Source organism: Enterobacter sp. RHBSTW-01064 (assembly GCF_014103035.1).
Taxonomy (GTDB): domain Bacteria; phylum Pseudomonadota; class Gammaproteobacteria; order Enterobacterales; family Enterobacteriaceae; genus Enterobacter; species Enterobacter mori.
In genome coordinates this window covers 306,048-329,296 of the sequence record NZ_JABXOU010000001.1, presented here as the reverse complement: position 1 = coordinate 329,296, position 23,249 = coordinate 306,048, and the positions used below count along the sequence as shown (strand labels likewise).

The window sequence follows — 23,249 nt, the reverse complement described above, 5'->3', positions numbered from 1 at the left end:
CTGCATAAGTTGCTTATTGGCAGCCCGATAAGCGTTTAATGTATGTTTTAACGCATTATTTTCTAAAAGCACCGAGGGTTAATCGCGGGTTCAGCGGCATAGTCTGTGCGGTGCATCGCTGATGACGAGACAAAATATGGTACAATGATTCATCGGGAATATTACACATTGATTAGGGTTCTTCGGCCAATGGCACAACTTTATTTCTACTATTCGGCAATGAATGCAGGGAAATCGACGGCGTTACTGCAATCCTCATACAATTATCAGGAGCGGGGGATGCGCACCGTTGTATACACCGCTGAAATCGACGATCGCTTTGGTGCAGGGAAGGTAAGTTCAAGAATAGGACTTTCGTCGCCAGCAAGGCTGTATAACCCGCAAACAGATTTACTGGATGATATCCGCACTGAACACGCCGCTAAGCCTATCCATTGTGTTCTGGTAGATGAAAGCCAGTTCCTGACGCGTGAACAGGTTCATGCACTTTCTGAAGTCGTTGACGAACTGGATATTCCCGTACTCTGTTATGGTCTACGCACCGATTTTCGCGGCGAGTTATTTGCTGGCAGCCAGTATTTGCTCGCATGGTCGGATAAGCTCGTTGAGCTGAAGACTATCTGTTTCTGCGGCCGTAAAGCCAGTATGGTGCTTCGTCTCGATCAATCGGGTAAACCCTACGCGGATGGTGAGCAGGTCGTTATAGGGGGCAACGAGCGCTATGTATCGGTCTGTCGCAAGCACTATAAAGAAGCACTTGTTGTCGGTTCACTGACGGCTATCCAGAGCGATAACCGGAAATAGGGCAGCGCAAATTTCTTTGTCGATCAGCAGGCATAAAAAAACCCGCCATTGGCGGGTTTTTTATTAGGCTGTCAATTAAGCGCTTTTCTTCGCTTTTTTGTCAGCTTTAACAACAGGCGCTTCAACTTTTGCCGCGACAGTGTCATTTTCTTTGAACTCGCGACCGTAGTAGGTATCCAGCAGAATCTGTTTCAGCTCGGAGATCAGTGGGTAGCGCGGGTTAGCACCAGTACACTGGTCATCAAATGCGTCTTCAGACAGCTTATCTACGTGAGCGAGGAAGTCAGCTTCCTGAACGCCTGCTTCACGGATAGATTTAGGAATACCCAGCTCAGCTTTGATGCTGTCCAGCCATGCCAGCAGTTTCTCAATCTTAGCAGCAGTGCGGTCGCCCGGTGCGCTCAGACCCAGGTGGTCAGCGATTTCAGCGTAACGACGACGTGCTTGTGGACGGTCGTACTGGCTGAATGCAGTCTGCTTGGTAGGGTTGTCGTTCGCGTTATAACGGATAACGTTGCTGATCAACAGGGCGTTCGCCAGACCGTGAGGAATGTGGAACTGGGAACCCAGTTTGTGTGCCATTGAGTGACAAACACCCAGGAAGGCGTTCGCAAACGCGATACCAGCGATGGTTGCAGCACTGTGTACACGCTCACGCGCTACCGGGTTTTTAGACCCTTCGTTGTAAGACGCTGGCAGGTTCTCTTTCAGCAGTTTCAGCGCTTGCAGAGCCTGACCGTCAGAGAATTCAGACGCCAGTACAGACACATAGGCTTCCAGGGCGTGAGTCACGGCATCCAGACCACCGAAGGCACACAGTGATTTCGGCATATCCATCACCAGGTTGGCATCAACGATAGCCATATCTGGGGTCAGCGCGTAGTCAGCCAGTGGGTATTTCTGACCTGTTGCATCATCAGTTACAACCGCAAACGGCGTCACTTCTGAACCGGTACCGGAAGTGGTGGTGACAGCGATCATTTTCGCTTTCACGCCCATTTTCGGGAACTTGTAGATACGTTTACGGATATCCATAAAGCGCAGCGCCAGTTCTTCGAAGTGAGTTTCCGGATGCTCGTACATGACCCACATGATTTTCGCGGCGTCCATTGGGGAACCGCCACCCAGTGCGATAATCACATCTGGTTTGAAGGAGTTAGCCAGTTCAGCACCTTTACGAACAACGCTCAGGGTTGGGTCAGCTTCAACTTCAAAGAAGACTTCAGTTTCAACGCCAGAGGCTTTCAGTACTGAGGTGATCTGATCAGCGTAGCCGTTGTTGAACAGGAAACGGTCAGTCACGATGAGCGCACGTTTGTGGCCATCAGTAATCACTTCATCCAGCGCGATTGGCAGAGAGCCACGGCGGAAGTAGATAGATTTCGGAAGTTTGTGCCACAACATGTTTTCAGCTCGCTTAGCAACTGTTTTCTTGTTGATCAGGTGTTTTGGACCAACGTTTTCAGAGATGGAGTTACCACCCCAGGAACCACAACCCAGAGTCAGGGAAGGTGCGAGTTTAAAGTTATACAGGTCACCGATACCACCCTGAGAAGCAGGGGTGTTGATCAGGATACGTGCAGTTTTCATCTTCTGACCGAAGTGAGCAACACGTTCTGGCTGGTTATCCTGGTCGGTGTACAGGCAAGAGGTGTGGCCGATACCGCCCATGGCAACCAGTTTCTCTGCTTTCTCTACCGCGTCATCGAAATCTTTCGCACGGTACATTGCCAGAGTAGGGGACAGTTTTTCGTGAGCGAACGGTTCGCTTTCATCGACAACTTTCACTTCACCAATCAGGATCTTGGTTGTTGCCGGAACGGTGAAGCCTGCCAGCTCAGCAATTTTATATGCTGGTTGACCTACGATAGCAGCATTCAGTGCGCCATTTTTCAGGATGATGTCCTGAACGGCTTTCAGCTCTTTACCCTGCAACAGGTAGCCGCCGTGGCTTGCGAAACGTTCACGAACGGCATCGTACACGGAATCAACAACCACAACAGACTGCTCGGACGCACAAATAACGCCGTTGTCGAAGGTTTTTGACATCAGTACAGACGCAACGGCACGTTTGATATCCGCCGTTTCGTCGATAACAACAGGGGTGTTACCTGCGCCTACGCCGATGGCTGGTTTACCGGAGCTGTATGCAGCTTTAACCATACCAGGACCACCGGTCGCCAGAATCAGGTTAATGTCCGGGTGATGCATCAGTGCATTGGACAGTTCAACAGACGGCTGATCAATCCAGCCAATCAAATCTTTTGGTGCGCCAGCGGCAATTGCAGCCTGCAGAACGATATCTGCTGCTTTGTTGGTCGCGTCTTTTGCACGTGGGTGCGGGGAGAAGATGATTGCGTTACGGGTCTTCAGGCTGATCAGTGATTTGAAGATAGCAGTAGACGTTGGGTTAGTGGTTGGAACGATACCGCAAATGATGCCGATAGGTTCTGCAATAGTAATGGTACCGAAGGTGTCGTCTTCAGACAGCACGCCACAGGTTTTCTCATCTTTATAGGCGTTGTAGATATACTCTGAAGCAAAGTGGTTTTTGATCACTTTATCTTCAACGATACCCATACCGGATTCGGCAACGGCCATTTTAGCGAGAGGGATTCGAGCATCTGCAGCAGCCAGTGCGGCCGCGCGGAAGATTTTATCAACCTGTTCTTGGGTGAAATTGGCATATTCACGCTGGGCTTTTTTAACGCGCTCGACGAGTGCGTTCAGTTCAGCGATATTAGTAACAGCCATAATGCTCTCCTGATAATGTTTAAACTCTTTTAGTAAACCAGCGCTCGATACGTCACACAGTATAGACAGAGCCGATACCACTTGCGTAACACACAGTAAAACAAGGGCTTACTTCTCGTTCCAGCTCACTAATTTACTAAAAGAGCCTTACCTTAGCATCATACCTTTTTGATAGGTGATCTCCCTGGCGGCGTAATCAGATTACTCACTTCTGAGTACGGAAATCATGATCTGCATCAATTTTTCCCTAAGCTGATACCTTTCAGCAGCCTATTTCGGCAAGAATTTTCCACCGTTAAATAATTACGTAACTATTAGAAGTGACACTATCATTGATTCTACAAATGTTTAACATCATGAAATGATAACGTTTTGGCACAGATTTCTGGTGAAGAATGCTGCAAAAAAGCGTATCTTCAGCGCGGTTTTATCATGACATATTTTTTGTCCCTGAACATGCTCATTAGCGGAGCTAAATGTGATTCAAACGCTCTTTGATTTCCCTACATATTTTAAGTTTTTTATTGGTTTGTTTGCACTGGTGAACCCAGTGGGGATTATCCCTGTCTTCATCAGTATGACCAGCTACCAGACAGCCGTTGCCAGAAACAAAACCAACCTGACGGCAAACTTATCGGTAGCCATTATTCTGCTGACGTCGCTTTACCTGGGCGATGCCATTCTGCAGTTGTTCGGTATATCTATTGATTCCTTCCGTATTGCGGGCGGGATTCTGGTTGTCACCATCGCCATGTCGATGATCAGCGGTAAGCTGGGTGAGGATAAACAGAACAAACAGGAGAAATCAGAAACAGCGGTCCGTGAAAGTATCGGTGTCGTTCCGTTGGCCTTGCCGCTGATGGCGGGGCCGGGGGCCATTAGCTCGACGATAGTGTGGGGGACGCGCTATCACAGTCTGATGCACCTGATCGGTTTTTCCGTGGCGATTGCGCTTTTCGCGCTCTGCTGCTGGGGCGTATTCCGCATGGCCCCCTGGCTGGTGCGGCTGTTAGGGCAAACAGGCATCAACGTTATTACCCGTATCATGGGTCTGCTACTGATGGCCCTGGGTATTGAGTTTATCGTTACCGGCATTAAGAGCATTTTCCCTGGGTTATTGCATTAAAACTTCATATGAAAGGACGGAGCCAGGGGCTCCGTTTTTTTTACGTCATTATCAGCAAATCATATAAATAAAGTTGAAATGTGAACATGACATAATAAATTCTACTAATAATCCTCTTTTCTTGTATTTCAACGAGTTAATTCTTTCTTACCCACCCGCCTGCACATAAATTCTTCGAATGCTCTGTTATTTTACTCACATGATAGTCTGGGGCTTGCTGAGTGATATCCGAAATGATATTAGTAATTTCAATGTTCCCCTAGAGGAATGTGCTAAATAATAACCAGTTGTTAAGTTTTTGTGCAAAATCTGCCTGAGGCGACGCATTGAAGTGCGCGCAAAGAAGGTTTTTTACATCTTATTGAATATTCAATGATTTTTTGATAAATGCTGTCCGGTGAGACGATTGTCAGAGAAACGGTATCCTTCGTAAAAGAGAATTGCTTAACAAATTTGCAAAATGTATTGGCGGGCGTATGCGCCATTTGATACTTTCCGGCCTTATATTTTGCAGAATTAAACAAGTAGATGAGAATTATTTTCAAATAGTTTTCGTCTCAGAAATCCATAACACGTCGCAGACGGGGCGGCGCGTTAAGAATCGACGCAAGACGGCCATACGAGCGGTCAGTAATAAAAAAGTCGGTGATAGCAAGAAGTAGAAAAAAGAACCTGGCAGCAGCATAAAAAAACTCCTGCGCTGTACAGGCCCCAACAGGGGATTACACAGCTGGCGAAGGCCAGTAATTATAATGAGTGGAGTACCAACACAATGACCATCATCACAAAAAAAAATCTGGTAGCGGCGGGGATTTTAACTGCGCTAATCGCGGGCAACGCAATGGCTGCGGATGTGCCTGCAGGGGTACAACTGGCGGAAAAACAGACGCTGGTGCGTAACAACGGTGCGGAAGTTCAGTCTCTGGACCCGCACAAAATTGAAGGGGTTCCTGAGTCGAACGTTAACCGCGATCTGTTCGAAGGTCTGCTGGTTACTGACGTAGACGGCCACCCGGCTCCGGGTGTGGCTGAGAAATGGGAAAACAAAGATTTCAAAGTCTGGACCTTCCATCTGCGTAAAGACGCTAAATGGTCCGACGGCACTCCGGTCACCGCCGAAGATTTCGTGTATAGCTGGCAGCGCCTGGCGAATCCAAATACCGCCTCTCCGTATGCGAGCTATCTGCAGTATGGTCACATCGCCAATATTGATGACATTATCACAGGCAAAAAACCTGTTACCGATCTGGGCGTAAAAGCCATTGATGCGAATACCTTTGAAGTGACGTTGAGCGAACCTGTTCCGTACTTCTATAAGCTGCTTGTTCACCCGTCCGTCTCCCCGGTACCAAAATCCGCCGTGGAGAAATTTGGTGAAAAATGGACGCAGCCAGCCAATATCGTGACCAACGGTGCTTATAAGCTGAAAGACTGGGTGGTCAACGAACGTATGGTTCTGGAGCGTAACCCGCAGTATTGGGACAACGCGAAAACCGTGATCAATCAGGTGACTTACCTGCCAATTTCTTCTGAAGTGACAGACGTTAACCGCTACCGCAGCGGCGAGATCGACATGACCTATAACAACATGCCGATTGAACTGTTCCAGAAACTGAAAAAAGAGATCCCGAAAGAAGTTCACGTCGATCCGTACCTGTGCACGTACTACTACGAAATTAACAACCAGAAAGCACCGTTCACCGACGTGCGCGTTCGTACCGCACTGAAGCTGGCGCTGGATCGCGATATCATTGTTAACAAGGTGAAAAACCAGGGCGATCTGCCCGCTTACAGCTACACCCCGCCTTACACCGACGGCATGAAACTGGTTGAACCTGAGTGGTTCAAATGGTCCCAGGAAAAACGTAACGAAGAAGCCAAAAAACTGTTGGCTGAAGCAGGATATACCGCTGATAAGCCTCTGACGTTTAACCTGCTGTACAACACGTCAGATCTGCATAAAAAACTGGCTATTGCCGTCGCGTCTATCTGGAAGAAAAACCTGGGTGCGAACGTCAAACTGGAAAACCAGGAGTGGAAAACCTTCCTCGATACCCGTCATCAGGGGACGTTCGACGTGGCACGTGCTGGCTGGTGTGCGGACTACAACGAACCGACATCCTTCCTGAACACGATGCTCAGTGACAGTTCGAATAACACTGCACACTATAAGAGCCCAGCTTTCGATAAGATTATCGGTGATACGCTGAAAGTGACTGACGATGCGCAACGCGCAGAGCTGTACGCGAAATCAGAAGAACAACTCGATAAAGACTCTGCAATTGTACCGGTTTACTACTACGTGAACGCCCGTCTGGTGAAACCGTGGGTAGGGGGTTATACCGGTAAAGACCCGTTGGATAATATCTCCGTTAAGAATCTTTATATTATCAAGCATTAATGGCAATGAGTGGGGCGAGGGTACTCGCCCCACGGTGTCTAACCAACGTCACATAATATAGGCACACGCCAGAAGGTACGGGCAATGTTGAAATTTATCCTACGTCGCTGTCTTGAAGCGATTCCAACGCTATTTATTCTCATCACGATTTCCTTCTTCATGATGCGTCTTGCACCGGGAAGCCCTTTTACCGGTGAACGTACGCTGCCGCCAGAAGTCATGGCCAACATCGAAGCGAAATACCATCTGAACGATCCTATCTCTACCCAGTACTTCAACTATCTGAAGCAGCTGGCACACGGGGATTTTGGGCCGTCATTCAAATATAAAGACTACTCCGTTAACGACCTGGTGGCGTCAAGCTTCCCGGTATCGGCTAAATTGGGTGCTGCAGCATTCCTGCTCGCCGTCGTTCTCGGGGTTGCTGCGGGCGTTATCGCCGCCTTAAAACAAAATACCAAATGGGATTATGCCGTCATGGGGGTCGCAATGACCGGGGTGGTTATCCCAAGCTTCGTTGTCGCACCGTTGCTGGTCATGATATTTGCCATCACGCTGAAATGGCTGCCGGGCGGCGGGTGGAACGGTGGGGCGCTGCAGTTCATGATACTGCCAATGGTGGCATTATCGTTGGCATACATCGCCAGTATCGCGCGTATCACGCGCGGGTCGATGATTGAGGTTCTGCACTCCAACTTTATCCGTACCGCGCGCGCGAAAGGTTTACCGATGCGCCGGATTATCTTACGGCATGCGCTGAAGCCTGCGCTGTTACCCGTTCTGTCTTACCTGGGGCCAGCTTTTGTCGGCATTATTACGGGGTCAATGGTTATCGAAACCATCTACGGCCTGCCGGGCATTGGTCAGCTGTTTGTTAACGGTGCGCTTAACCGTGACTACTCGCTGGTGCTGAGCCTGACGATTTTGGTTGGTGCGCTGACCATTCTGTTTAACGCCATTGTCGATGTGCTGTATGCCGTTATCGACCCTAAAATCCGTTACTAACTGGAGCACGCCATGATGTTGAGTAAGAAAAACAGCGAGGCGCTGGAAAACTTCAGTGAAAAACTGGAAGTCGAAGGTCGTAGCCTCTGGCAGGATGCGCGTCGTCGCTTTATGCACAACCGTGCTGCTGTCGCGAGCCTGGTCGTACTGGTGATCATTGCCCTGTTTGTGACGCTGGCACCGATGCTGTCGCAATTCACCTATTTCGATACGGACTGGGGCATGATGTCCAGCGCGCCAGATATGGAGTCCGGGCACTATTTCGGTACCGATTCATCCGGTCGTGATCTGTTGGTGCGCGTGGCCATCGGTGGCCGCATTTCGTTGATGGTCGGTATTGCTGCCGCGCTGGTGGCGGTGATCCTCGGCACGCTTTACGGATCGCTTTCCGGTTATCTCGGCGGGAAAGTGGACTCCGTCATGATGCGTCTGCTGGAAATCCTCAACTCCTTCCCGTTCATGTTCTTCGTGATCCTGCTGGTGACCTTCTTTGGTCAGAACATCCTGTTGATTTTCGTGGCCATCGGGATGGTGTCCTGGCTCGATATGGCGCGTATCGTGCGTGGTCAAACGCTGAGCCTTAAGCGCAAAGAGTTTATCGAGGCGGCGCAGGTGGGTGGGGTATCGACCAGAAATATCGTGGTTCGCCACATTGTGCCGAACGTTCTTGGCGTGGTGGTGGTGTATGCCTCACTGCTGGTGCCGAGCATGATCCTCTTTGAATCCTTCCTGAGCTTCCTGGGGCTGGGCACGCAAGAGCCGCTAAGCAGCTGGGGCGCGTTGTTGAGTGACGGTGCAAACTCGATGGAAGTTTCACCGTGGTTGCTGCTGTATCCGGCGGGCTTCCTGGTTGTCACCCTGTTTTGTTTCAACTTTATCGGCGATGGCCTGCGTGATGCCCTCGACCCGAAAGACCGTTAAGGAGCGCCGTCATGACGATTATTGAAACGGCCACTGCGCCAATGGCGCAACAGCAGAGCAATATGCTGCTGGATGTAAACGATCTCCGTGTCACCTTTAAAACGCCGGATGGTGATGTAACCGCCGTAAACGACCTTAATTTTAATCTGCGCGCCGGTGAAACGCTGGGGATCGTGGGGGAGTCTGGTTCCGGTAAATCTCAAACCGCATTTGCGCTGATGGGTCTGCTGGCGTCTAACGGTGTGATTGGTGGTTCTGCGAAATTCAACGGTCGTGAAATCCTCAACCTGCCGGAACATGAGCTGAATAAGCTTCGCGCTGAGCAGATTTCGATGATTTTCCAGGACCCAATGACCTCTTTAAACCCGTACATGCGCGTCGGCGAACAGCTCATGGAAGTGCTGATGCTGCACAAAGGTATGGGTAAAGCGGAAGCCTTTGAAGAGTCGGTAAAAATGTTGGATGCGGTAAAAATGCCGGAAGCGCGCAAGCGCATGCGCATGTTCCCGCACGAATTCTCTGGCGGTATGCGTCAGCGCGTGATGATTGCGATGGCGCTGCTTTGCCGGCCAAAACTGCTGATTGCTGATGAGCCGACCACTGCGCTGGATGTAACCGTTCAGGCACAGATCATGACCCTGTTGAACGAGCTTAAGCGGGAATTCAACACGGCAATTATCATGATCACCCATGACCTGGGCGTGGTTGCAGGTATCTGCGACAAAGTGCTGGTGATGTATGCCGGTCGTACCATGGAGTACGGTCAGGCGCGTGATGTCTTCTATCAACCTGCACATCCGTATTCTATCGGCCTGCTGAATGCGGTACCGCGTCTGGATGCGGAAGGTGAATCCCTGCTGACAATCCCGGGTAACCCGCCAAACCTGTTGCGTTTGCCAAAAGGTTGTCCATTCCAGCCACGTTGTCCGCATGCCATGGAGATTTGTAATAGCGCTCCGCCGCTGGAAGAGTTTGCACCAGGCCGCCTGCGCGCCTGCTTTAAGTCGCATGAGGAGCTGGTATGAACGCATTAGATGAAAAAAGAAATGTGCTGCTCGAAATTGCCGATCTTAAAGTCCATTTCGATATCAAAGACGGCAAACAGTGGTTCTGGCAGCCGCCTAAAACCCTCAAAGCCGTTGATGGCGTAACGCTTCGCCTGTACGAGGGCGAAACGCTGGGCGTGGTGGGTGAGTCTGGTTGCGGGAAGTCCACTTTTGCCCGTGCCATTATCGGTCTGGTGAAAGCCACCGACGGCAAAGTGGCCTGGCTGGGCAAAGACCTGCTGGGGATGAAACCGGACGAGTGGCGCGACGTGCGCAGCGATATTCAGATGATTTTCCAGGATCCGCTGGCGTCACTGAACCCGCGTATGACCATCGGCGAAATTATTGCCGAGCCGCTGCGCACCTATCATCCGAAGATGTCGCGTCAGGAAGTGCGCGATCGTGTGAAAGCGATGATGATGAAAGTGGGCCTGCTGCCAAACCTCATCAACCGCTATCCGCACGAATTCTCCGGCGGCCAGTGTCAGCGTATTGGCATTGCGCGTGCGCTCATCCTGGAACCGAAGCTGATCATCTGTGATGAGCCGGTCTCCGCGCTGGACGTGTCCATTCAGGCACAGGTGGTTAACCTGCTGCAGAAGCTGCAGCGTGAGATGGGGCTCTCGCTGATCTTCATCGCTCACGATCTGGCCGTGGTGAAGCACATTTCAGACCGTGTACTGGTGATGTATCTGGGGCACGCGGTGGAACTGGGCACCTATGACGAGGTTTACCACAACCCGCTGCATCCTTATACCAAAGCGCTGATGTCGGCAGTGCCGATCCCCGACCCGGATTTGGAGAAAAATAAAACCATCCAGTTGCTGGAAGGGGAACTGCCTTCGCCGATTAATCCGCCGTCCGGCTGCGTATTCCGCACGCGCTGTCCAATGGCCGGCCCGGAATGTGCAAAAACACGACCGGTGCTGGAGGGCAGTTTCCGACATGCGGTTTCCTGCCTTAAAGTAGACCCGTTATAATCGCAAGGGCTGACATGACGTCAGCCCTTATTTTTTGCGAGGTTACTGTGTCGCGTTTATTCACGTCAGCCCGTCGGCGGCTTTATCATTTTTTATTCGATCCTGAAACGGTATCCGGGCGACGCTTCGAAGGTCTTTGCGGTTTATTTGCGCTGCTCAGCGTGGTTGTCATCTTTATTGAATCGGGTGCCGGGACGCAATACCACCTGACGTTTGACGAATGGCATATCTTTGTCTGGCTTGAACTGGCGATTACCCTGGTCTTTACCGCCGAATATCTCCTCAGAGTGATAGCCTGGCCCAACCCGGCCAGATATGTTTTCAGCTTCTGGGGATTTATCGATTTAGCCACCATCCTGCCGCTCTATGTCATGTGGCTTTGGCCGGAGATCAGCCTGAGCTATGTCTTCGCCTGGCGAGCGATGCGCGTGATTCGGGTATTACGTATTCTGAAATTACTGCGTTTTATGCCGTCATTACGCGTGTTCTGGAGTGCGATCGTCAGTGCGCGGCATCAGCTTATTTTGTTCTACTCGTTTATTGCCATCGTCATGATTGTTTTTGGTGCGCTGATGTATCTAATAGAAGGGCCCAAATATGGCTTTACGACGCTTAATGCGTCCGTCTACTGGGCTATTGTGACCGTTACAACCGTTGGCTACGGCGATATCACACCGCATACGCCGCTTGGGCGTATTGTGGCATCGGTCCTGATTTTGATTGGCTATTCGGTGATCGCGATCCCGACGGGACTGATTACTACCCACATGAGCAGTGCATTTCAGAACCGCAAGCAGCAGCGTAAATGTTCGAACTGCCATCAGGGTGAGCATGAACACAGCGCGCGATTCTGTAACCGCTGTGGTAGTGAATTACCGGATTAAATAAAAAAGGCTGCGATCGCAGCCTTTTTTATTATTCGCGCCAGAGAATATGGCACAGCTTATGGTCTTTCTCGCGACACAGCAGAACGCGGGCGAAAATGTCGTTAATTTCACCGCCATCTTCATCGGCCAGCCCAATCACCACTTCAGCAAAGAAGTCCGGATTGAGATCAAAATCAACATGCTCAGCCCAGTCTTCTGAAGGGTCGAACAGCTCGGCACCGCCGCGTTCTTCAAACTGCAGATTAAAGAGGATCACATCTGCGGGATCGAGGTTATCAACCGCCAGTTCGAGAAAAATGTCATAGGCCTGCTCGAGCGTTTCGTCTTCGGTCAGGCGATTGTTCAGATCCATTTCCATGATGACTACCTGTTAAACATCGTTGGGCACGTTTTACAGCAACGGACTAAAGAAGTAAAACAGTCGTTCAGCAATTCTCTGCCAGAGAGGGCGTTTCACCCACAGTCTGGCATCCAGCAGGCGCGAGCGGGAGATATAATCATCCTGGACCGCTGCCAGATCGCCACCAAATCCGGCATCGTCAATCACGAGGGTGATTTCAAAGTTAAGCCACAGGCTGCGCATATCAAGATTAACTGTGCCCACCAGGCTCAGCTCACCGTCCACCAGCACGCTCTTGGTATGCAACAGTCCGCCTTCAAACTGATAAATTTTCACCCCTGCGGCAAGGAGTTCGCTAAAGAATGCGCGGCTTGCCCAACCGACCAGCAGCGAATCGTTTTTGCGCGGCATAATAATACTGACGTCGACACCACGCTGCGCGGCAGTACAAATAGCATGCAGCAGATCGTCGCTCGGGACGAAGTAGGGCGTCGTCATAATCAGATACTCACGCGCAGAATAGGTCGCCGTGAGTAATGCCTGGTGGATGAGGTCTTCCGGGAAACCCGGCCCGGAGGCAATGGTATGAATGGTATGCCCGCTAGCCTCTTCAAACGGCATAATATTGCCGTCCGGGGGCGGCGGTAAAATACGCTTACCGGTTTCTATTTCCCAGTCGCACGAGTAGACGATCCCCATCGAGGTGGCGACCGGGCCTTCCATTCGCGCCATCAGATCGATCCATTGACCGACACCGGAATCTTGCTTGAAGAAGCGCGGGTCAACCAGGTTCATACTGCCGGTGTAGGCAATATAGTTATCAATCAGAATCATTTTGCGGTGCTGGCGAAGATCCATGCGCCGCAGGAAAACACGCAGCAGATTGACCTTCAGCGCCTCAACCACTTCTATACCAGCGTTGCGCATCATTCCCGCCCACGGGCTGCGGAAAAACGCGACGCTGCCAGCGGAATCCAGCATCAGGCGGCAGTGAATACCGCGACGAGCGGCGGCCATCAGTGATTCAGCAACCTGATCCGCCATGCCCCCCGGCTGCCAGATATAAAAGACCATCTCGATGTTATGACGCGCCAGCTGAATATCGCGGATCAGCGCCTGCATCACGTCGTCGGACGAAGTCATTAATTGCAGCTGATTACCCTTAACGCCCGCGATGCCCTGGCGGCGTTCGCACAGCTTGAATAATGAAGAGGCGACGCTACTGTTTTCTTCGGCAAATATATGTTTGCAGGCTTTAAGATCGCTCAGCCATTTCGCCGTCGAGGGCCACATCGCGCGGGCGCGCTCGGCGCGGCGTTTACCCAGATGGAGCTCACCGAAAGAGAGATACGCGATAATGCCCACTAACGGCAGTATGTAAATAATCAGAAGCCAGGCCATGGCAGAAGGTACGGCTCTGCGCTTCATCAGGATGCGTAACGTCACCCCCGCGATTAACAGCCAGTATCCCAGAATGACCAGCCAACTCACCACGGTGTAGAAGGTTGTCATAAGTAAAAAATCCTTTTGAAAGCGTATTGTTATGAGTGTACGCATCAGGATTCATCTGGCAAATAAAAACGGCAGATAAAAGCGCTGGTTTGCGACGGGGTTGAGCTTATAATGGCGTCTCTGTGAGTGAAAGAGTTGTCGATATGAAGCGCAGTAGAACAGAAGTAGGGCGCTGGCGTATGTTGCGACAGGTGAGTCGTCGTAAGGCTCGTTGGCTGGAAGCACAATCCCGCCGCAATATGCGTATCCACGCTATCAGAAAATGTGGACTAAACAGACACCGCAACGCGTTGCTGTTCGCCGTCCAGGATATCTGAGAACCATGAGGGCACCGTCAAGGTGCCCGCTGATTTTATAAGACTATCATTTTTCGCAGTCTCTTCCCGACCTCATTCCGCGATATACTCCTCTTGCTTAACCTCATGAATTTAAAAGGAACAAAGGATGAATGGAAAAGTGGTCGCGGTACTTATGGGGATCGCTGTACTCAGCGCTTGCAACAGCAATAAACCCTCACCTGAAAGACATGCCTATTATTTCGTCTCGCATCAATCCAATTTTACGGGCGGGAATTATACCTCCAGTATTTCGCAAAATTATCGTCTCAATGTGCCGCAGTTTCGTGAGCTGTATAAGCAGGGGAAAGCTGACCGCGCCGCGGGGCAACCGCCGTCTTACGCTCAGCAGTATGCACAGGCTATTCGCGACCGGTTGAAGGAAGAGGCCAAAACGGAGCACGCCTTCACGGGGAATAGTGATAGCAAATGGACCTCGGAAATGGAGCCGAAGGATGCCATTTTATACGGCAACGAACTGGCCACGACTTATCTTGACGGCTATAACGGCGTACAATAACGCGACAGTTTTCGGGAATATCGTTTTTGCAGCGATATTCCCGTTGTTTTTCAGCAAAAGGAGGGAGAGGTGTTTGCGGAGTTTGGTGTACTGAATTTCTGGACGTACGTGGTCGGCGCATTTTTCATTGTGCTGGTACCCGGTCCGAATACGCTGTTTGTATTGAAAACGGGTATTGGTCACGGCGTCAAAAAAGGCTATCTCGCCGCGACCGGTGTGTTTATCGGCGATGCGGTTTTGATGTTTCTGGCATGGGCAGGCGTCGCGGCCTTAATCCAGACCACGCCGGTGCTGTTCAATATCGTCCGCTATCTGGGGGCGTTTTATCTGCTGTGGCTTGGCGGTAAAATGCTGTGGTCGGTCATTACCCGACAGACTAATGGGCACGAAAGTGGAGCCGAGCCTGCCAGCGCCATCATGAAGCGTTCTCTGGTATTGAGCCTGACGAACCCGAAAGCGATTCTGTTTTACGTGTCATTCTTCGTACAGTTTATTGACGTGAATGCGCAAAACACCGGAACTTCTTTCCTGATCCTCGCCACCACGCTTGAATTGATTAGCTTTATGTACATGAGCTTCCTGATCTTCTCTGGCGCGTTTGTCACCCGCTACCTGAAAACCAAAAAGAAACTGGCGAAGCTGGGGAATGGGTTGATAGGACTATTATTTGTCGGCTTTGCGGCGAGATTAGCGTCGCTACATTGACAGAAGAAAGGCTCCTGAGGGAGCCTTTTTAATGTCTGGCGTAGCTGGAAAGCCGCGCCAGACAAGGCTTCACGTTTTACTACTAGCAGTCAAAAGCCATAAAAAGCGGCTAGGGTGTGGACACATTGTGGACACTCTGACCACCATTAGCACCCTTCAACGGGTTAAGCGAAATCGCGTCCTGCAGGTACTGAGGAGCGAAGTGCGCATAGACCATTGTCTGCGCAATTTTCGTATGACCTAAGATCCTCTGCAGTGTGATGATATTGCCCCCGTTAATCATAAAGTGCGTGGCGAAAGAGTGTCGTAGCGCATGTGTTGCTTGCCCCGCCGGTAAGTCGGGCTTAACTTCTTTGAGGATTCGCCTGAATTCAGCATAACTGGCCTCAGGAAAAAGAAAGCCTCGTGCTTTGCCGACTACGTAAGCCGCAACGACATCAGAGATCGGGACCGTGCGCGGTGTGTTGGTTTTCGTCTTAATGAAAGATACCCGGTTATGAATCACATTCTCCGCCTTCAATCGCGCAGCTTCTCCCCATCTTGCTCCGGTACTCAAACACAAGACCGCAATTTTACGATTATCACCTGAGAGCGCAGCAAGTAAGGCGTCAATTTCCTCAAGAGTGAGATAGCCCGTTTCGGCTGTCTGCTCTTTCAGTTTTTTGAATCCCCTGAATGGATGTTCACCGTTATAGAGCTCTGACTCAATCAGGGTAGTGAACATCCCACCTAATGTGATCAGGTCGCGGTTGATGGTTGTTGGCTTAATACCTTCACCCCGGCGTTGAGCACAATATTGCGTTATCAGGCTCTTGGTAATCTGGAAAGCGCACGGGTTTCCGGTCATCGTTTCGAAACGCTCAATTTTCCTGAGATACGATTGACCGTGCTCCTCATGTTTACCTTTCAGCTTCCACCATAACTCTTTCAGTTCCGACAATTGGCGTTTGTCCGTTGGTTTTGAAAGCCATTCCTTTGAGTGATGGTTGTATTGAGTATGCTTTTCAAAAGCCATCGCCTCGCTTTTCTTGTCGAACTTCCGACGGATGCGTTTTCCGTTACGCCCGCTCGGTCTAATGTCCACTTCATATCGACCATCATCGAGCTTTTTAACAGACATAAAGCCTCCCGATGATGTTACTGCGTACTTCAATTTCCTGATTTAAATAGCAAAAACTCACTGTGCATTTACTGCACAAATAAGCGCCGTAAATAGTTAGCCAGTTTTCTGGTCTGAGTGGGATGACGTTGTTGTCGGCTGCCCAAAGTGCGCGAGAGCCGGTGCAATCTGCCCAGCTTCAGGTGATATTGTCTCTGTCATGAACCACATAGTGTATTTTTTGAACTGAGGATGATTCAAAATCTTCATCACAGCCTGTATGCCCATATCTTTTACACCCTTCTCGTAACTCGAAAGAGAACTGTATGGAACGCCTGTTAAGTCACTGAATTCTTTCCTATTCATACGTTCTGACTCACGCATGATCGCTAGCTTTTCATTTACGGGTATCATCGTAATTAACACTCCACTATTGATAGAAAAACGATAACGGAGTAATCTTCAATTCGTTATCGCAAAGCAATGGCTCCAATATGGCAATTAATAGCCATTAGGAGCAATTAAAACACTAACGAGGAATACTCACAAATGAATAGGGTCATTGATAGTGTGAGCGACGCCGTTCCATACCAGGAATTCGCGCGCCTTATCGGTAAAACACCTGCAGCCGTTAAAGGCATGATTGAGAAGGGCAAGTTGCCTGTAGTCGAGATGACTGATCCGCAGTCAACGAGTGGGCGCGCAGGGGAATATTGGGTTTATCTGCCAGCGTGGAACAAGGGCATGAAGATGGCCTATGACAGCCGACCGAAGGAAATTAGAGATGGTTGGCTGATGTGGCTCGGATTAGGGGGGCCAGTATGAAGAATGAACCTCGTTGCATTGCACAGTTGCTTAGAAGAGAAAGCCCTAATCCGATTAACTTCACTATCACTCACGGTCGCGGACGCAAGGGCATCATCATCCGAACCCGTAAGGCGGGTGTTATCGAGAAGATTTGTAGCTTAGTCAAAAAGAGAGGACTGTGGTTATGACGGTAATGACACTGGACGTGATCCAGAAACAACCAACAGCGCTTCGCGGTCTGGTCTGCAAGTATCTGGCTCAGCCTCGCTGGCAGGACACTTGCGATTTTTACAATCAGATGATGGAGCGGGAGCGTCTTACGGTTTGTTTCCACGCTCAATTAAAACAGCGCCACTCTGTTATGCGCTTAGAGGAAATGACCGAAGCCGATCGGGAGCGTCTTGTTTGTGCGCTTGATGAATTGAGAAATGCATTTGCCCGGCACCGCCAACTTGGCGCGTCAAAAGCAACTTTCATAAGCCGCCTGACCGTCAGCCAAAGGCGCTCATTGTTTCTTCATGCTGGACTGACAGAGCAGGAATTTATGATGCCGCACTGGCGTTTGAATGAGGAGGACTGTTATTGGCGTGACAAACTTTTCCGCGCTCTGCGAGAGCTGTTCAGCCTTTTTGAGTACGCACCAACCATTTTAACCTCGGTAAAACCTGAGCAGTATTTACATTAATTAATCTGGATTCGATTTATTACGCGCCTTACAGCGTGGGGACTCCTTTTGTCCGGAGATAGGCAAATGCAAGAACAAAATACAGCGCAGCGGGGGATGTGTTCGGCACATCTGGCGCAGGCAGTAAGCGAGGCACAGCGCGACTTGGCGACCCGTTACTCTTCTCAGTTTGATGGGCTTATCGCGTACATCAGTAAGTCAGAACTTAATCGCACCGAGATTATCGAGTTATTAGGCCAGGAGTCGGAAAAGTTACACAACTCAATTTTCGGTAGAGCTGGTTAACCTCTGTTAACAGGAAGCAAAAATGAGCATACACATCGAGATTAATAACCAATACGTCATCACCAGTGACCGCTATCAATTCATTTTGCAGGAAAAAAAGACCGCTACATCCGGGAAGAATGAAGGTAAGGAATGGTTGGACGTTGTGGGTTACTACCCAACTATCCCTAAGCTTATCTCAGGCTTGGTTTTGCATGATCTTTTGACCAGCGATCTTACCGGCTTCTCAGCTTTGGAAGCTCGGATTGAACGCATGGGGAAGCAATGTCTGGACGCTTTTAAATAATATGTCCAACGAAACTCGGGGGCGTGTTGCCCCCTCGCCACCACCACCATTTTTGAAGGGCACCAGTGATTCATTCGTTGGTGCTTACCCATGGAATGCTCCACGTCCTGCAATTGGCCGTGATAGACCCCTTACACGTGGCGAATTCCGTCAGGTGCAAGGCGTTTTAGTTAAAGTTAATCGCCTGCCATATGTCTTAAAAACGTTGTTTAACTCGCGGTATGACTTCATCCGTCGTACAAAAAGCCCACTTCATGGTTTCTATTTCCTCAAGAATACCGTTGAGCAAAGGGTGGGGCCGCGTCTTGAGCGGGTTAATCAGTTAAATGGAATGAACGAGACTGCATCGCTTCTCTTTCTGAGCGAGCGCGAAAGCTATTCACGATTAGCGGGTATGAGTGACAAAGCGCTCAAAAAATTTGCTGCTCGTATTGCTTCGCAGCTCTATGTTGCTTATGAGGAACTTAGCGACGCATGGGCAGATGCTCATGGCGGTAAAGAAACCCTTTTCACCGATGAAGCGCAGGCGCACTTATATGGTCACGTTGCCGGTGCAGCTCGTGCATTCAACATTACCCCAATGTTCTGGAAGAAATACCGCAAAGGGCAAATCACGATCCGCCAGGCATTTTCCGCCATCTCTCGTCTGATTAACGATGAATGGTGGATTAACCAGTTAAAGGCGCAGCGTATGCGCTGGCACGAGGCTTTGCTGATTGCCGCCGGTGAGGTGAATAAAGACCGCTCCCCATACGCCAGCAAAACGGCGATCCGTGATGTACATTCCCGCCGTCAGGCTAATTTCGAATACTTGAAGTCGTGTGACTTGGAAAACAAAGTCACCGGTGAGCGCATCGATCTCATCAGCAAAGTCATGGGAAGTATTTCAAACCCCGAAATCCGTCGTATGGAACTGATGAATACTATCGCAGGGATTGAACGCTATGCGGCCGGTCAGGGTGACGTCGGGATGTTTATCACTATCACCACGCCGTCGAAGTATCACCCGACACGTCAGGTTGGAAAGGGCGACAAAAAGACGGTGCAGCTTAACCACGGATGGAATGACACTGTCTTTACGCCCAAGGATGGACAGCGGTATTTGTGCCGTATCTGGAGCCTGATGCGTACAGCTTTTAAGGATAACGGTCTGCAGGTCTATGGGATGCGTGTTGTTGAGCCGCATCATGACGGGACTCCGCACTGGCATATGATGCTTTTTTGCAAACCAGAGCAACGCAAACAGGTCACCGATATCATGCGCCGTTATGCCTTAAAAGAAGATGGCGATGAAAAAGGCGCTGAAGCACAGCGCTTTGAAGCTAAGCACCTCAATCAAGGTGGCGCAGCCGGTTACATTGCAAAATACATCGCGAAGAATATCGATGGTTACGCGCTCGATGGTCAGGTCGATCACGACACCGGCAAAACTCTAACCGATACCGCAGCAGCTGTAACCGCATGGGCGTCAACATGGCGTATCCCGCAATTCAAATCAATTGGTCTGCCGACGATGGGCGCATACCGCGAACTGCGCAAACTGCCTCGCGGGGTAAGTATTGCTGATGAATTCGATGAGCGTGTCGAGGCGGCCAGAGCTGCAGCTGATGAAGGTGAATTTGACCGGTATATCGCAGCGCAGGGTGGGGCGAATGTTCCACGCGATAGCCAGACCGTCCGTGTGGCTCGTAACGTGACTGATGAGGTCAACGCCTATGAAGAGGATATAGAGAGAGTTGTGGGCATCTACGCCCCGCACTTGGGCTCTGAGCTGGTACGTGTTACCCGGACAGCCGAATGGCGCATTGTTCCAAAGCTTTTGGCCGTTGAGCCTTTGACTTTAAAAAGCGGCATTGCCGCGCCTCGGAGTTCTGTCAATAACTGTAGATGTTTGGAAAATGATTTTGATACATACACTTATGATATGACGTATAAGAAATGTCGAGTTCAAAAAGCATATCCAATAAAAATAGTAGTTAATTTTGGATTAAATAATGTAAAAGCAAGGGGCGAAGAGAAAGGTAGTTATTTGAGGGATGTGCAGGGATATGAAAGAAAGTGAATGGAATATTAATGAGTTCAAAAGGCGTCTTGGATGCATTTAAGACGCCTTTTATTAAAATTAACTTACTTAAGTTGAACAGCTGAGCCTTGAAGGAGGATGCTTGGTCGTATGAATGGTTGCTTAATAATAATAAAACCAAAACGATCGATTGCACCTTTAGACCTAATGTTAACATTTAGGCTTGCAAGCGTTTTTTTTGCTTCTTTGTTTTGTATATAACTTGTAGTGTGTTTTGGATCTGCGGTGCAATACAACTCTTTAGTATGGGACTTGTAGAGATTGACCATTTCTTCCCTTGGAAGAGAGCTGGAATCATAAGTTGTTAAAATACCGATAGGTTCTTGGGAAATTAGGTTTTGCCATGTTGGAACATGATAACCGGTTTGAGAACCATGATGCGGTATTTTAAATAACCCTACTTTTCTTCCTTTAGGAGCGCAAATCGCTTGACATACTGAATCCCAGCCTCGATTCGTTTTAATTTCTAGATCGGCACCGAGTAAAATGTCATGTGATGTTGTAAGTGTTGTATCGTAAATGCGTAATACAATGCAATAATGATTTGGTTTACCCTTGGGTAGTGCTTGAAGTTGATGGGGGTTACGTCCTGCATTATATGCGTGATTGATAAACTCATCTCTTGACTCTTGCATATCAGTATCACAAGGTGAAAGAGCCTCAACAGTAATATTTCCATTCCTGTAAAGACATTTGTCAACTACAACTTGCTCTATATTACTTCGCTTGGATAAACGGAAATAAGCGAATAATTCAGAAAACTCCCTTGCCTTGTTGCTTATCTCAGGGCTGTTGAATTCGAATATATAGTTGACAAATTCTTTATTTGTCAAGGCTGCGCTAATATATACTTTTGCATTAATGCATGTTTTTATGGTTTCTAGAATTCCTGCGATATGATCGTCATGAAAATGACTGATAACAATTATCTTAACTGCGGTTACAGGATCGATGCCATTAGATCGTAAATAATCAAGCGCAGCTGGATTGTTATCGTTATTTAAGCAAGAGTCAGTAATCAACCACTCATTATTCTTTAAATGAACGAGTACAGATTCGCCATTTCCTTTTCCAAAAATAACAGTTTCACATATTGATGACATACGGATGCTTCTTATATTTTAGTGGTGATTACTATGTGTTATTTTTTAATAATTGATTCAAAGAAATTGATGGTATCGTTTATATCTTGCTGTTTTTGCTTTAATTGAGCTGGGCTAAGCTTTATCACTCTACGTCTAAGTCTAAAATCAGAGACTTTACGATGCCCACCAAATAAATGATGGTCTTTCCCAACACGCCAGTAAAAAACGGAATTCTCGGAAAGATAACCTTGGTCACTTTTTGGAAATTCTTTAGCTTCGAACGTGATGTTATCTATGATTTTGTTTGTGTTGATATCATAAATTCGAGCATCGATTAATCTTGTTTTATGTTCTAAGTAGATATTATCAATAACTCCATAACACTCAAGCTGTTTTTCGAAATATACAACTTTCTGACTTAGCAGAGCCCGAACTTTTTTGTCTAATTCAGCCTTGGCTTTAGTTAAAAGATCATTAATGGGTTTAGTGTAAGTTTCATCGGGAATAGTATCGATTTCAACCTCAACCATCCCTACATTAGATTGAGTCAAGAAGTAATTTTCTGAAAAAGTATTGTCCTTCATCAAATCTTTTGATAGGCCGTTATTTGGATTATCCTGATCACTTATGTCATAAACGGTCTGATTGGGCGTACTAATTGCTTCTTTTAAAACTTCGGTGCTGTTATTATTCGCTTGTTTCTTTTCCCAGCCATTTGAGTTAGTGAAGTTTTTAGGAAGTGATTTGATGCTTGAGGTATCCTCAAAAAAAGAATTACCTAGCTCGTTTGAGAATGAATCAGAAGCAGGATTTAATGCATATGTCATGATAATATGTTCCTCATGATATTTTCTGCTGTTTCGCGATTGTTTGTAATATCGGAAACGAAATTATTTATAAGCAAGTCTGGAAGTTGTTCTGTAAATTGTATTTCCTGCTCTTTAACAGATGCAATGTGATGGTTGTAGGAGAATAAAACACCATATTCCATTCCTGTGCTTTTATCACTAATGCCACTAATATCAAGATAGATTGTATCGAGGAATTTATTATCATCTATAGGTTTGACTTCTTTATCAGAATTATGATGAATGGCATTCTCAAATGCAATTCTGCAACGTGCCATACCTATATGTACATCAGGATTTCCTATTAAACCTGATTTACTAGCTTCGTAAAGTTTGCTTTTAGGAACTAATTCATCACCTACTTTATGATAATCTTCAAAACTGTTTACTTTAAATTTTATTTTAGTATTCATGCCTAAGCCATAGGTCTTGACAGTACCCATGACAGAAATAACTGAACTAACCATATCCACAAAATCTTGTTCTAGCCCGTTTTTAGCCAGTTTGAAATGAATTTTTTTGTCTGATGAAATAATTTCGAACCAACCAAAATCGCAACATATTGAATTATTGTTTATTGCTACGCTTGCTTGATCGCAATCATCTGAAGGAAGAATCTCATAGTGTTTAAACCAGTCAGGAGTGAGATTCATTTGGTTGACTGCGGCAACCCAAACAATGCTAGAGCTTTGTTCTTGGATAGAAAACTTCATAATCAGATAATCCGATGAGATG

24 protein-coding genes are annotated in these 23,249 nt (G+C 48.4%); 16 read left to right on the top strand and 8 right to left on the bottom strand.

The window, feature by feature from the left end; all coding sequences use genetic code 11:
- The first annotated feature begins 189 nt into the window (after nt 1-189).
- Nucleotides 190-804, top strand: coding sequence for a thymidine kinase (gene tdk / locus HV355_RS01540; protein ID WP_010432994.1), 615 nt, complete (start codon nt 190-192; stop codon nt 802-804).
- Between the two features lie 75 nt (nt 805-879).
- Here tdk and adhE read toward each other — a convergent pair whose 3' ends face one another.
- Nucleotides 880-3,558: a bifunctional acetaldehyde-CoA/alcohol dehydrogenase gene (gene adhE / locus HV355_RS01535; RefSeq protein WP_108417803.1), complete on the bottom strand. Its 2,679-nt coding sequence runs from the start codon at nt 3,556-3,558 to the stop codon at nt 880-882.
- A 478-nt stretch (nt 3,559-4,036) separates the two neighbouring features.
- Here adhE and HV355_RS01530 point away from each other — a divergent pair, with 478 nt between their 5' ends.
- The 7 genes from HV355_RS01530 to HV355_RS01500 all read left to right on the top strand — a co-directional run bounded on the left by HV355_RS01530 (nt 4,037) and on the right by HV355_RS01500 (nt 11,921).
- Entirely contained in the window at nt 4,037-4,684 is a 648-nt protein-coding gene (locus HV355_RS01530; RefSeq protein ID WP_010433000.1) for a YchE family NAAT transporter, read from the top strand.
- Nucleotides 4,685-5,456: 772 nt separating this feature from the next.
- Nucleotides 5,457-7,085 carry an oligopeptide ABC transporter substrate-binding protein OppA gene (gene oppA, locus HV355_RS01525; protein WP_182400730.1) on the top strand — a complete coding sequence of 543 codons (1,629 nt, stop codon included), beginning with the start codon at nt 5,457-5,459 and terminating at the stop codon, nt 7,083-7,085.
- A gap of 84 nt (nt 7,086-7,169) precedes the next feature.
- Nucleotides 7,170-8,090 (top strand): oligopeptide ABC transporter permease OppB, encoded by a 921-nt coding sequence (gene oppB / locus HV355_RS01520; protein WP_089599049.1) that lies wholly within the window; start codon nt 7,170-7,172, stop codon nt 8,088-8,090.
- A 12-nt stretch (nt 8,091-8,102) separates the two neighbouring features.
- On the top strand, nt 8,103-9,011 hold the full coding sequence (oppC, locus tag HV355_RS01515) for an oligopeptide ABC transporter permease OppC (RefSeq protein ID WP_014884161.1): 909 nt from the start codon (nt 8,103-8,105) through the stop codon (nt 9,009-9,011).
- A gap of 11 nt (nt 9,012-9,022) precedes the next feature.
- The gene (locus HV355_RS01510) at nt 9,023-10,036 is read left to right on the top strand and encodes an ABC transporter ATP-binding protein (RefSeq protein WP_010433005.1); all 1,014 of its coding nucleotides are present in this window, start codon (nt 9,023-9,025) and stop codon (nt 10,034-10,036) included.
- Entirely contained in the window at nt 10,033-11,037 is a 1,005-nt protein-coding gene (gene oppF, locus HV355_RS01505; RefSeq protein ID WP_010433006.1) for a murein tripeptide/oligopeptide ABC transporter ATP-binding protein OppF, read from the top strand. Before HV355_RS01510 ends, oppF begins: the two co-directional genes overlap by 4 nt.
- Nucleotides 11,038-11,051: 14 nt before the next feature.
- Nucleotides 11,052-11,921 carry an ion transporter gene (locus HV355_RS01500; RefSeq protein WP_182400729.1) on the top strand — a complete coding sequence of 290 codons (870 nt, stop codon included), beginning with the start codon at nt 11,052-11,054 and terminating at the stop codon, nt 11,919-11,921.
- Between the two features lie 31 nt (nt 11,922-11,952).
- Here HV355_RS01500 and HV355_RS01495 read toward each other — a convergent pair whose 3' ends face one another.
- On the bottom strand, nt 11,953-12,282 hold the full coding sequence (locus HV355_RS01495; protein ID WP_006810881.1) for an HI1450 family dsDNA-mimic protein: 330 nt from the start codon (nt 12,280-12,282) through the stop codon (nt 11,953-11,955).
- Nucleotides 12,283-12,315: 33 nt separating this feature from the next.
- Nucleotides 12,316-13,776 (bottom strand): cardiolipin synthase, encoded by a 1,461-nt coding sequence (gene cls / locus HV355_RS01490; protein WP_089599052.1) that lies wholly within the window; start codon nt 13,774-13,776, stop codon nt 12,316-12,318.
- Between the two features lie 143 nt (nt 13,777-13,919).
- Between cls and HV355_RS01485 the strand changes: the two genes are divergently transcribed.
- The 3 genes from HV355_RS01485 (at nt 13,920) to leuE (ending at nt 15,336) form a co-directional block, all read left to right on the top strand.
- Nucleotides 13,920-14,093, top strand: coding sequence for a YciY family protein (locus tag HV355_RS01485; protein WP_017384232.1), 174 nt, complete (start codon nt 13,920-13,922; stop codon nt 14,091-14,093).
- Between the two features lie 127 nt (nt 14,094-14,220).
- Nucleotides 14,221-14,631, top strand: a complete 411-nt coding sequence (locus HV355_RS01480; RefSeq protein WP_120158318.1) for an Exc2 family lipoprotein — start codon at nt 14,221-14,223, stop codon at nt 14,629-14,631.
- A 69-nt stretch (nt 14,632-14,700) separates the two neighbouring features.
- Entirely contained in the window at nt 14,701-15,336 is a 636-nt protein-coding gene (leuE, locus tag HV355_RS01475) for a leucine efflux protein LeuE (protein WP_148401189.1), read from the top strand.
- Nucleotides 15,337-15,445: 109 nt separating this feature from the next.
- Here the strand turns inward: leuE and HV355_RS01470 are convergent, their stop codons facing one another.
- Both HV355_RS01470 and HV355_RS01465 read right to left on the bottom strand, forming a co-directional pair.
- A complete protein-coding gene (locus tag HV355_RS01470) occupies nt 15,446-16,456 on the bottom strand; it encodes a tyrosine-type recombinase/integrase (protein WP_182400728.1) in 1,011 nt (336 codons plus the stop codon).
- Nucleotides 16,457-16,552: 96 nt separating this feature from the next.
- The gene (locus tag HV355_RS01465; RefSeq protein WP_058610388.1) at nt 16,553-16,849 is read right to left on the bottom strand and encodes a helix-turn-helix transcriptional regulator; all 297 of its coding nucleotides are present in this window, start codon (nt 16,847-16,849) and stop codon (nt 16,553-16,555) included.
- Between the two features lie 135 nt (nt 16,850-16,984).
- On the opposite strand from HV355_RS01465, the gene HV355_RS01460 reads away from it, so the two are divergent.
- The 5 genes from HV355_RS01460 to HV355_RS01440 all read left to right on the top strand — a co-directional run bounded on the left by HV355_RS01460 (nt 16,985) and on the right by HV355_RS01440 (nt 20,560).
- Nucleotides 16,985-17,260: a regulatory phage cox family protein gene (locus HV355_RS01460; RefSeq protein ID WP_045352347.1), complete on the top strand. Its 276-nt coding sequence runs from the start codon at nt 16,985-16,987 to the stop codon at nt 17,258-17,260.
- Nucleotides 17,261-17,426: 166 nt separating this feature from the next.
- Nucleotides 17,427-17,927: a hypothetical protein gene (locus tag HV355_RS01455; protein ID WP_049010658.1), complete on the top strand. Its 501-nt coding sequence runs from the start codon at nt 17,427-17,429 to the stop codon at nt 17,925-17,927.
- A gap of 66 nt (nt 17,928-17,993) precedes the next feature.
- A complete protein-coding gene (locus HV355_RS01450) occupies nt 17,994-18,212 on the top strand; it encodes a DUF2732 family protein (protein ID WP_182400727.1) in 219 nt (72 codons plus the stop codon).
- 22 nt (nt 18,213-18,234) lie between these two features.
- A complete protein-coding gene (locus HV355_RS01445; protein ID WP_014884151.1) occupies nt 18,235-18,498 on the top strand; it encodes a DUF5405 family protein in 264 nt (87 codons plus the stop codon).
- 1 nt (nt 18,499) lies between these two features.
- Nucleotides 18,500-20,560: a replication endonuclease gene (locus tag HV355_RS01440; protein WP_249420811.1), complete on the top strand. Its 2,061-nt coding sequence runs from the start codon at nt 18,500-18,502 to the stop codon at nt 20,558-20,560.
- A 65-nt stretch (nt 20,561-20,625) separates the two neighbouring features.
- On the opposite strand, the gene HV355_RS01435 is transcribed toward HV355_RS01440, so the two are convergent.
- The 3 genes from HV355_RS01435 to HV355_RS01425 are packed head-to-tail and all read right to left on the bottom strand — an operon-like array spanning nt 20,626 to nt 23,227.
- Nucleotides 20,626-21,684 carry an MBL fold metallo-hydrolase gene (locus HV355_RS01435; protein ID WP_071892849.1) on the bottom strand — a complete coding sequence of 353 codons (1,059 nt, stop codon included), beginning with the start codon at nt 21,682-21,684 and terminating at the stop codon, nt 20,626-20,628.
- Nucleotides 21,685-21,722: 38 nt separating this feature from the next.
- On the bottom strand, nt 21,723-22,493 hold the full coding sequence (locus tag HV355_RS01430) for a hypothetical protein (protein ID WP_069596667.1): 771 nt from the start codon (nt 22,491-22,493) through the stop codon (nt 21,723-21,725).
- Nucleotides 22,490-23,227, bottom strand: coding sequence for a hypothetical protein (locus HV355_RS01425; RefSeq protein ID WP_069596666.1), 738 nt, complete (start codon nt 23,225-23,227; stop codon nt 22,490-22,492). The genes HV355_RS01430 and HV355_RS01425 overlap by 4 nt, the downstream gene beginning before the upstream one ends.
- Nucleotides 23,228-23,249 lie beyond the last annotated feature (22 nt).

What these genes read in the sequence shown, in the direction of transcription:
- oppC (WP_014884161.1), top strand. Translation starts at nt 8,103, where the DNA reads ATGATGTTGAGTAAGAAAAACAGCGAGGCGCTGGAAAACTTCAGTGAA.
- HV355_RS01465 (WP_058610388.1), bottom strand. Translation starts at nt 16,849, where the DNA reads ATGATACCCGTAAATGAAAAGCTAGCGATCATGCGTGAGTCAGAACGT.
- HV355_RS01435 (WP_071892849.1), bottom strand. Translation starts at nt 21,684, where the DNA reads ATGTCATCAATATGTGAAACTGTTATTTTTGGAAAAGGAAATGGCGAA.
- HV355_RS01460 (WP_045352347.1), top strand. Translation starts at nt 16,985, where the DNA reads ATGAATAGGGTCATTGATAGTGTGAGCGACGCCGTTCCATACCAGGAA.
- HV355_RS01495 (WP_006810881.1), bottom strand. Translation starts at nt 12,282, where the DNA reads ATGGAAATGGATCTGAACAATCGCCTGACCGAAGACGAAACGCTCGAG.
- HV355_RS01470 (WP_182400728.1), bottom strand. Translation starts at nt 16,456, where the DNA reads ATGTCTGTTAAAAAGCTCGATGATGGTCGATATGAAGTGGACATTAGA.
- HV355_RS01450 (WP_182400727.1), top strand. Translation starts at nt 17,994, where the DNA reads ATGCAAGAACAAAATACAGCGCAGCGGGGGATGTGTTCGGCACATCTG.
- tdk (WP_010432994.1), top strand. Translation starts at nt 190, where the DNA reads ATGGCACAACTTTATTTCTACTATTCGGCAATGAATGCAGGGAAATCG.
- HV355_RS01455 (WP_049010658.1), top strand. Translation starts at nt 17,427, where the DNA reads ATGACGGTAATGACACTGGACGTGATCCAGAAACAACCAACAGCGCTT.
- oppB (WP_089599049.1), top strand. Translation starts at nt 7,170, where the DNA reads ATGTTGAAATTTATCCTACGTCGCTGTCTTGAAGCGATTCCAACGCTA.
- HV355_RS01430 (WP_069596667.1), bottom strand. Translation starts at nt 22,493, where the DNA reads ATGACATATGCATTAAATCCTGCTTCTGATTCATTCTCAAACGAGCTA.
- adhE (WP_108417803.1), bottom strand. Translation starts at nt 3,558, where the DNA reads ATGGCTGTTACTAATATCGCTGAACTGAACGCACTCGTCGAGCGCGTT.
- oppA (WP_182400730.1), top strand. Translation starts at nt 5,457, where the DNA reads ATGACCATCATCACAAAAAAAAATCTGGTAGCGGCGGGGATTTTAACT.
- HV355_RS01440 (WP_249420811.1), top strand. Translation starts at nt 18,500, where the DNA reads ATGTCCAACGAAACTCGGGGGCGTGTTGCCCCCTCGCCACCACCACCA.
- HV355_RS01425 (WP_069596666.1), bottom strand. Translation starts at nt 23,227, where the DNA reads ATGAAGTTTTCTATCCAAGAACAAAGCTCTAGCATTGTTTGGGTTGCC.
- HV355_RS01445 (WP_014884151.1), top strand. Translation starts at nt 18,235, where the DNA reads ATGAGCATACACATCGAGATTAATAACCAATACGTCATCACCAGTGAC.
- HV355_RS01510 (WP_010433005.1), top strand. Translation starts at nt 9,023, where the DNA reads ATGACGATTATTGAAACGGCCACTGCGCCAATGGCGCAACAGCAGAGC.
- HV355_RS01485 (WP_017384232.1), top strand. Translation starts at nt 13,920, where the DNA reads ATGAAGCGCAGTAGAACAGAAGTAGGGCGCTGGCGTATGTTGCGACAG.
- cls (WP_089599052.1), bottom strand. Translation starts at nt 13,776, where the DNA reads ATGACAACCTTCTACACCGTGGTGAGTTGGCTGGTCATTCTGGGATAC.
- HV355_RS01480 (WP_120158318.1), top strand. Translation starts at nt 14,221, where the DNA reads ATGAATGGAAAAGTGGTCGCGGTACTTATGGGGATCGCTGTACTCAGC.
- oppF (WP_010433006.1), top strand. Translation starts at nt 10,033, where the DNA reads ATGAACGCATTAGATGAAAAAAGAAATGTGCTGCTCGAAATTGCCGAT.
- HV355_RS01500 (WP_182400729.1), top strand. Translation starts at nt 11,052, where the DNA reads ATGACGTCAGCCCTTATTTTTTGCGAGGTTACTGTGTCGCGTTTATTC.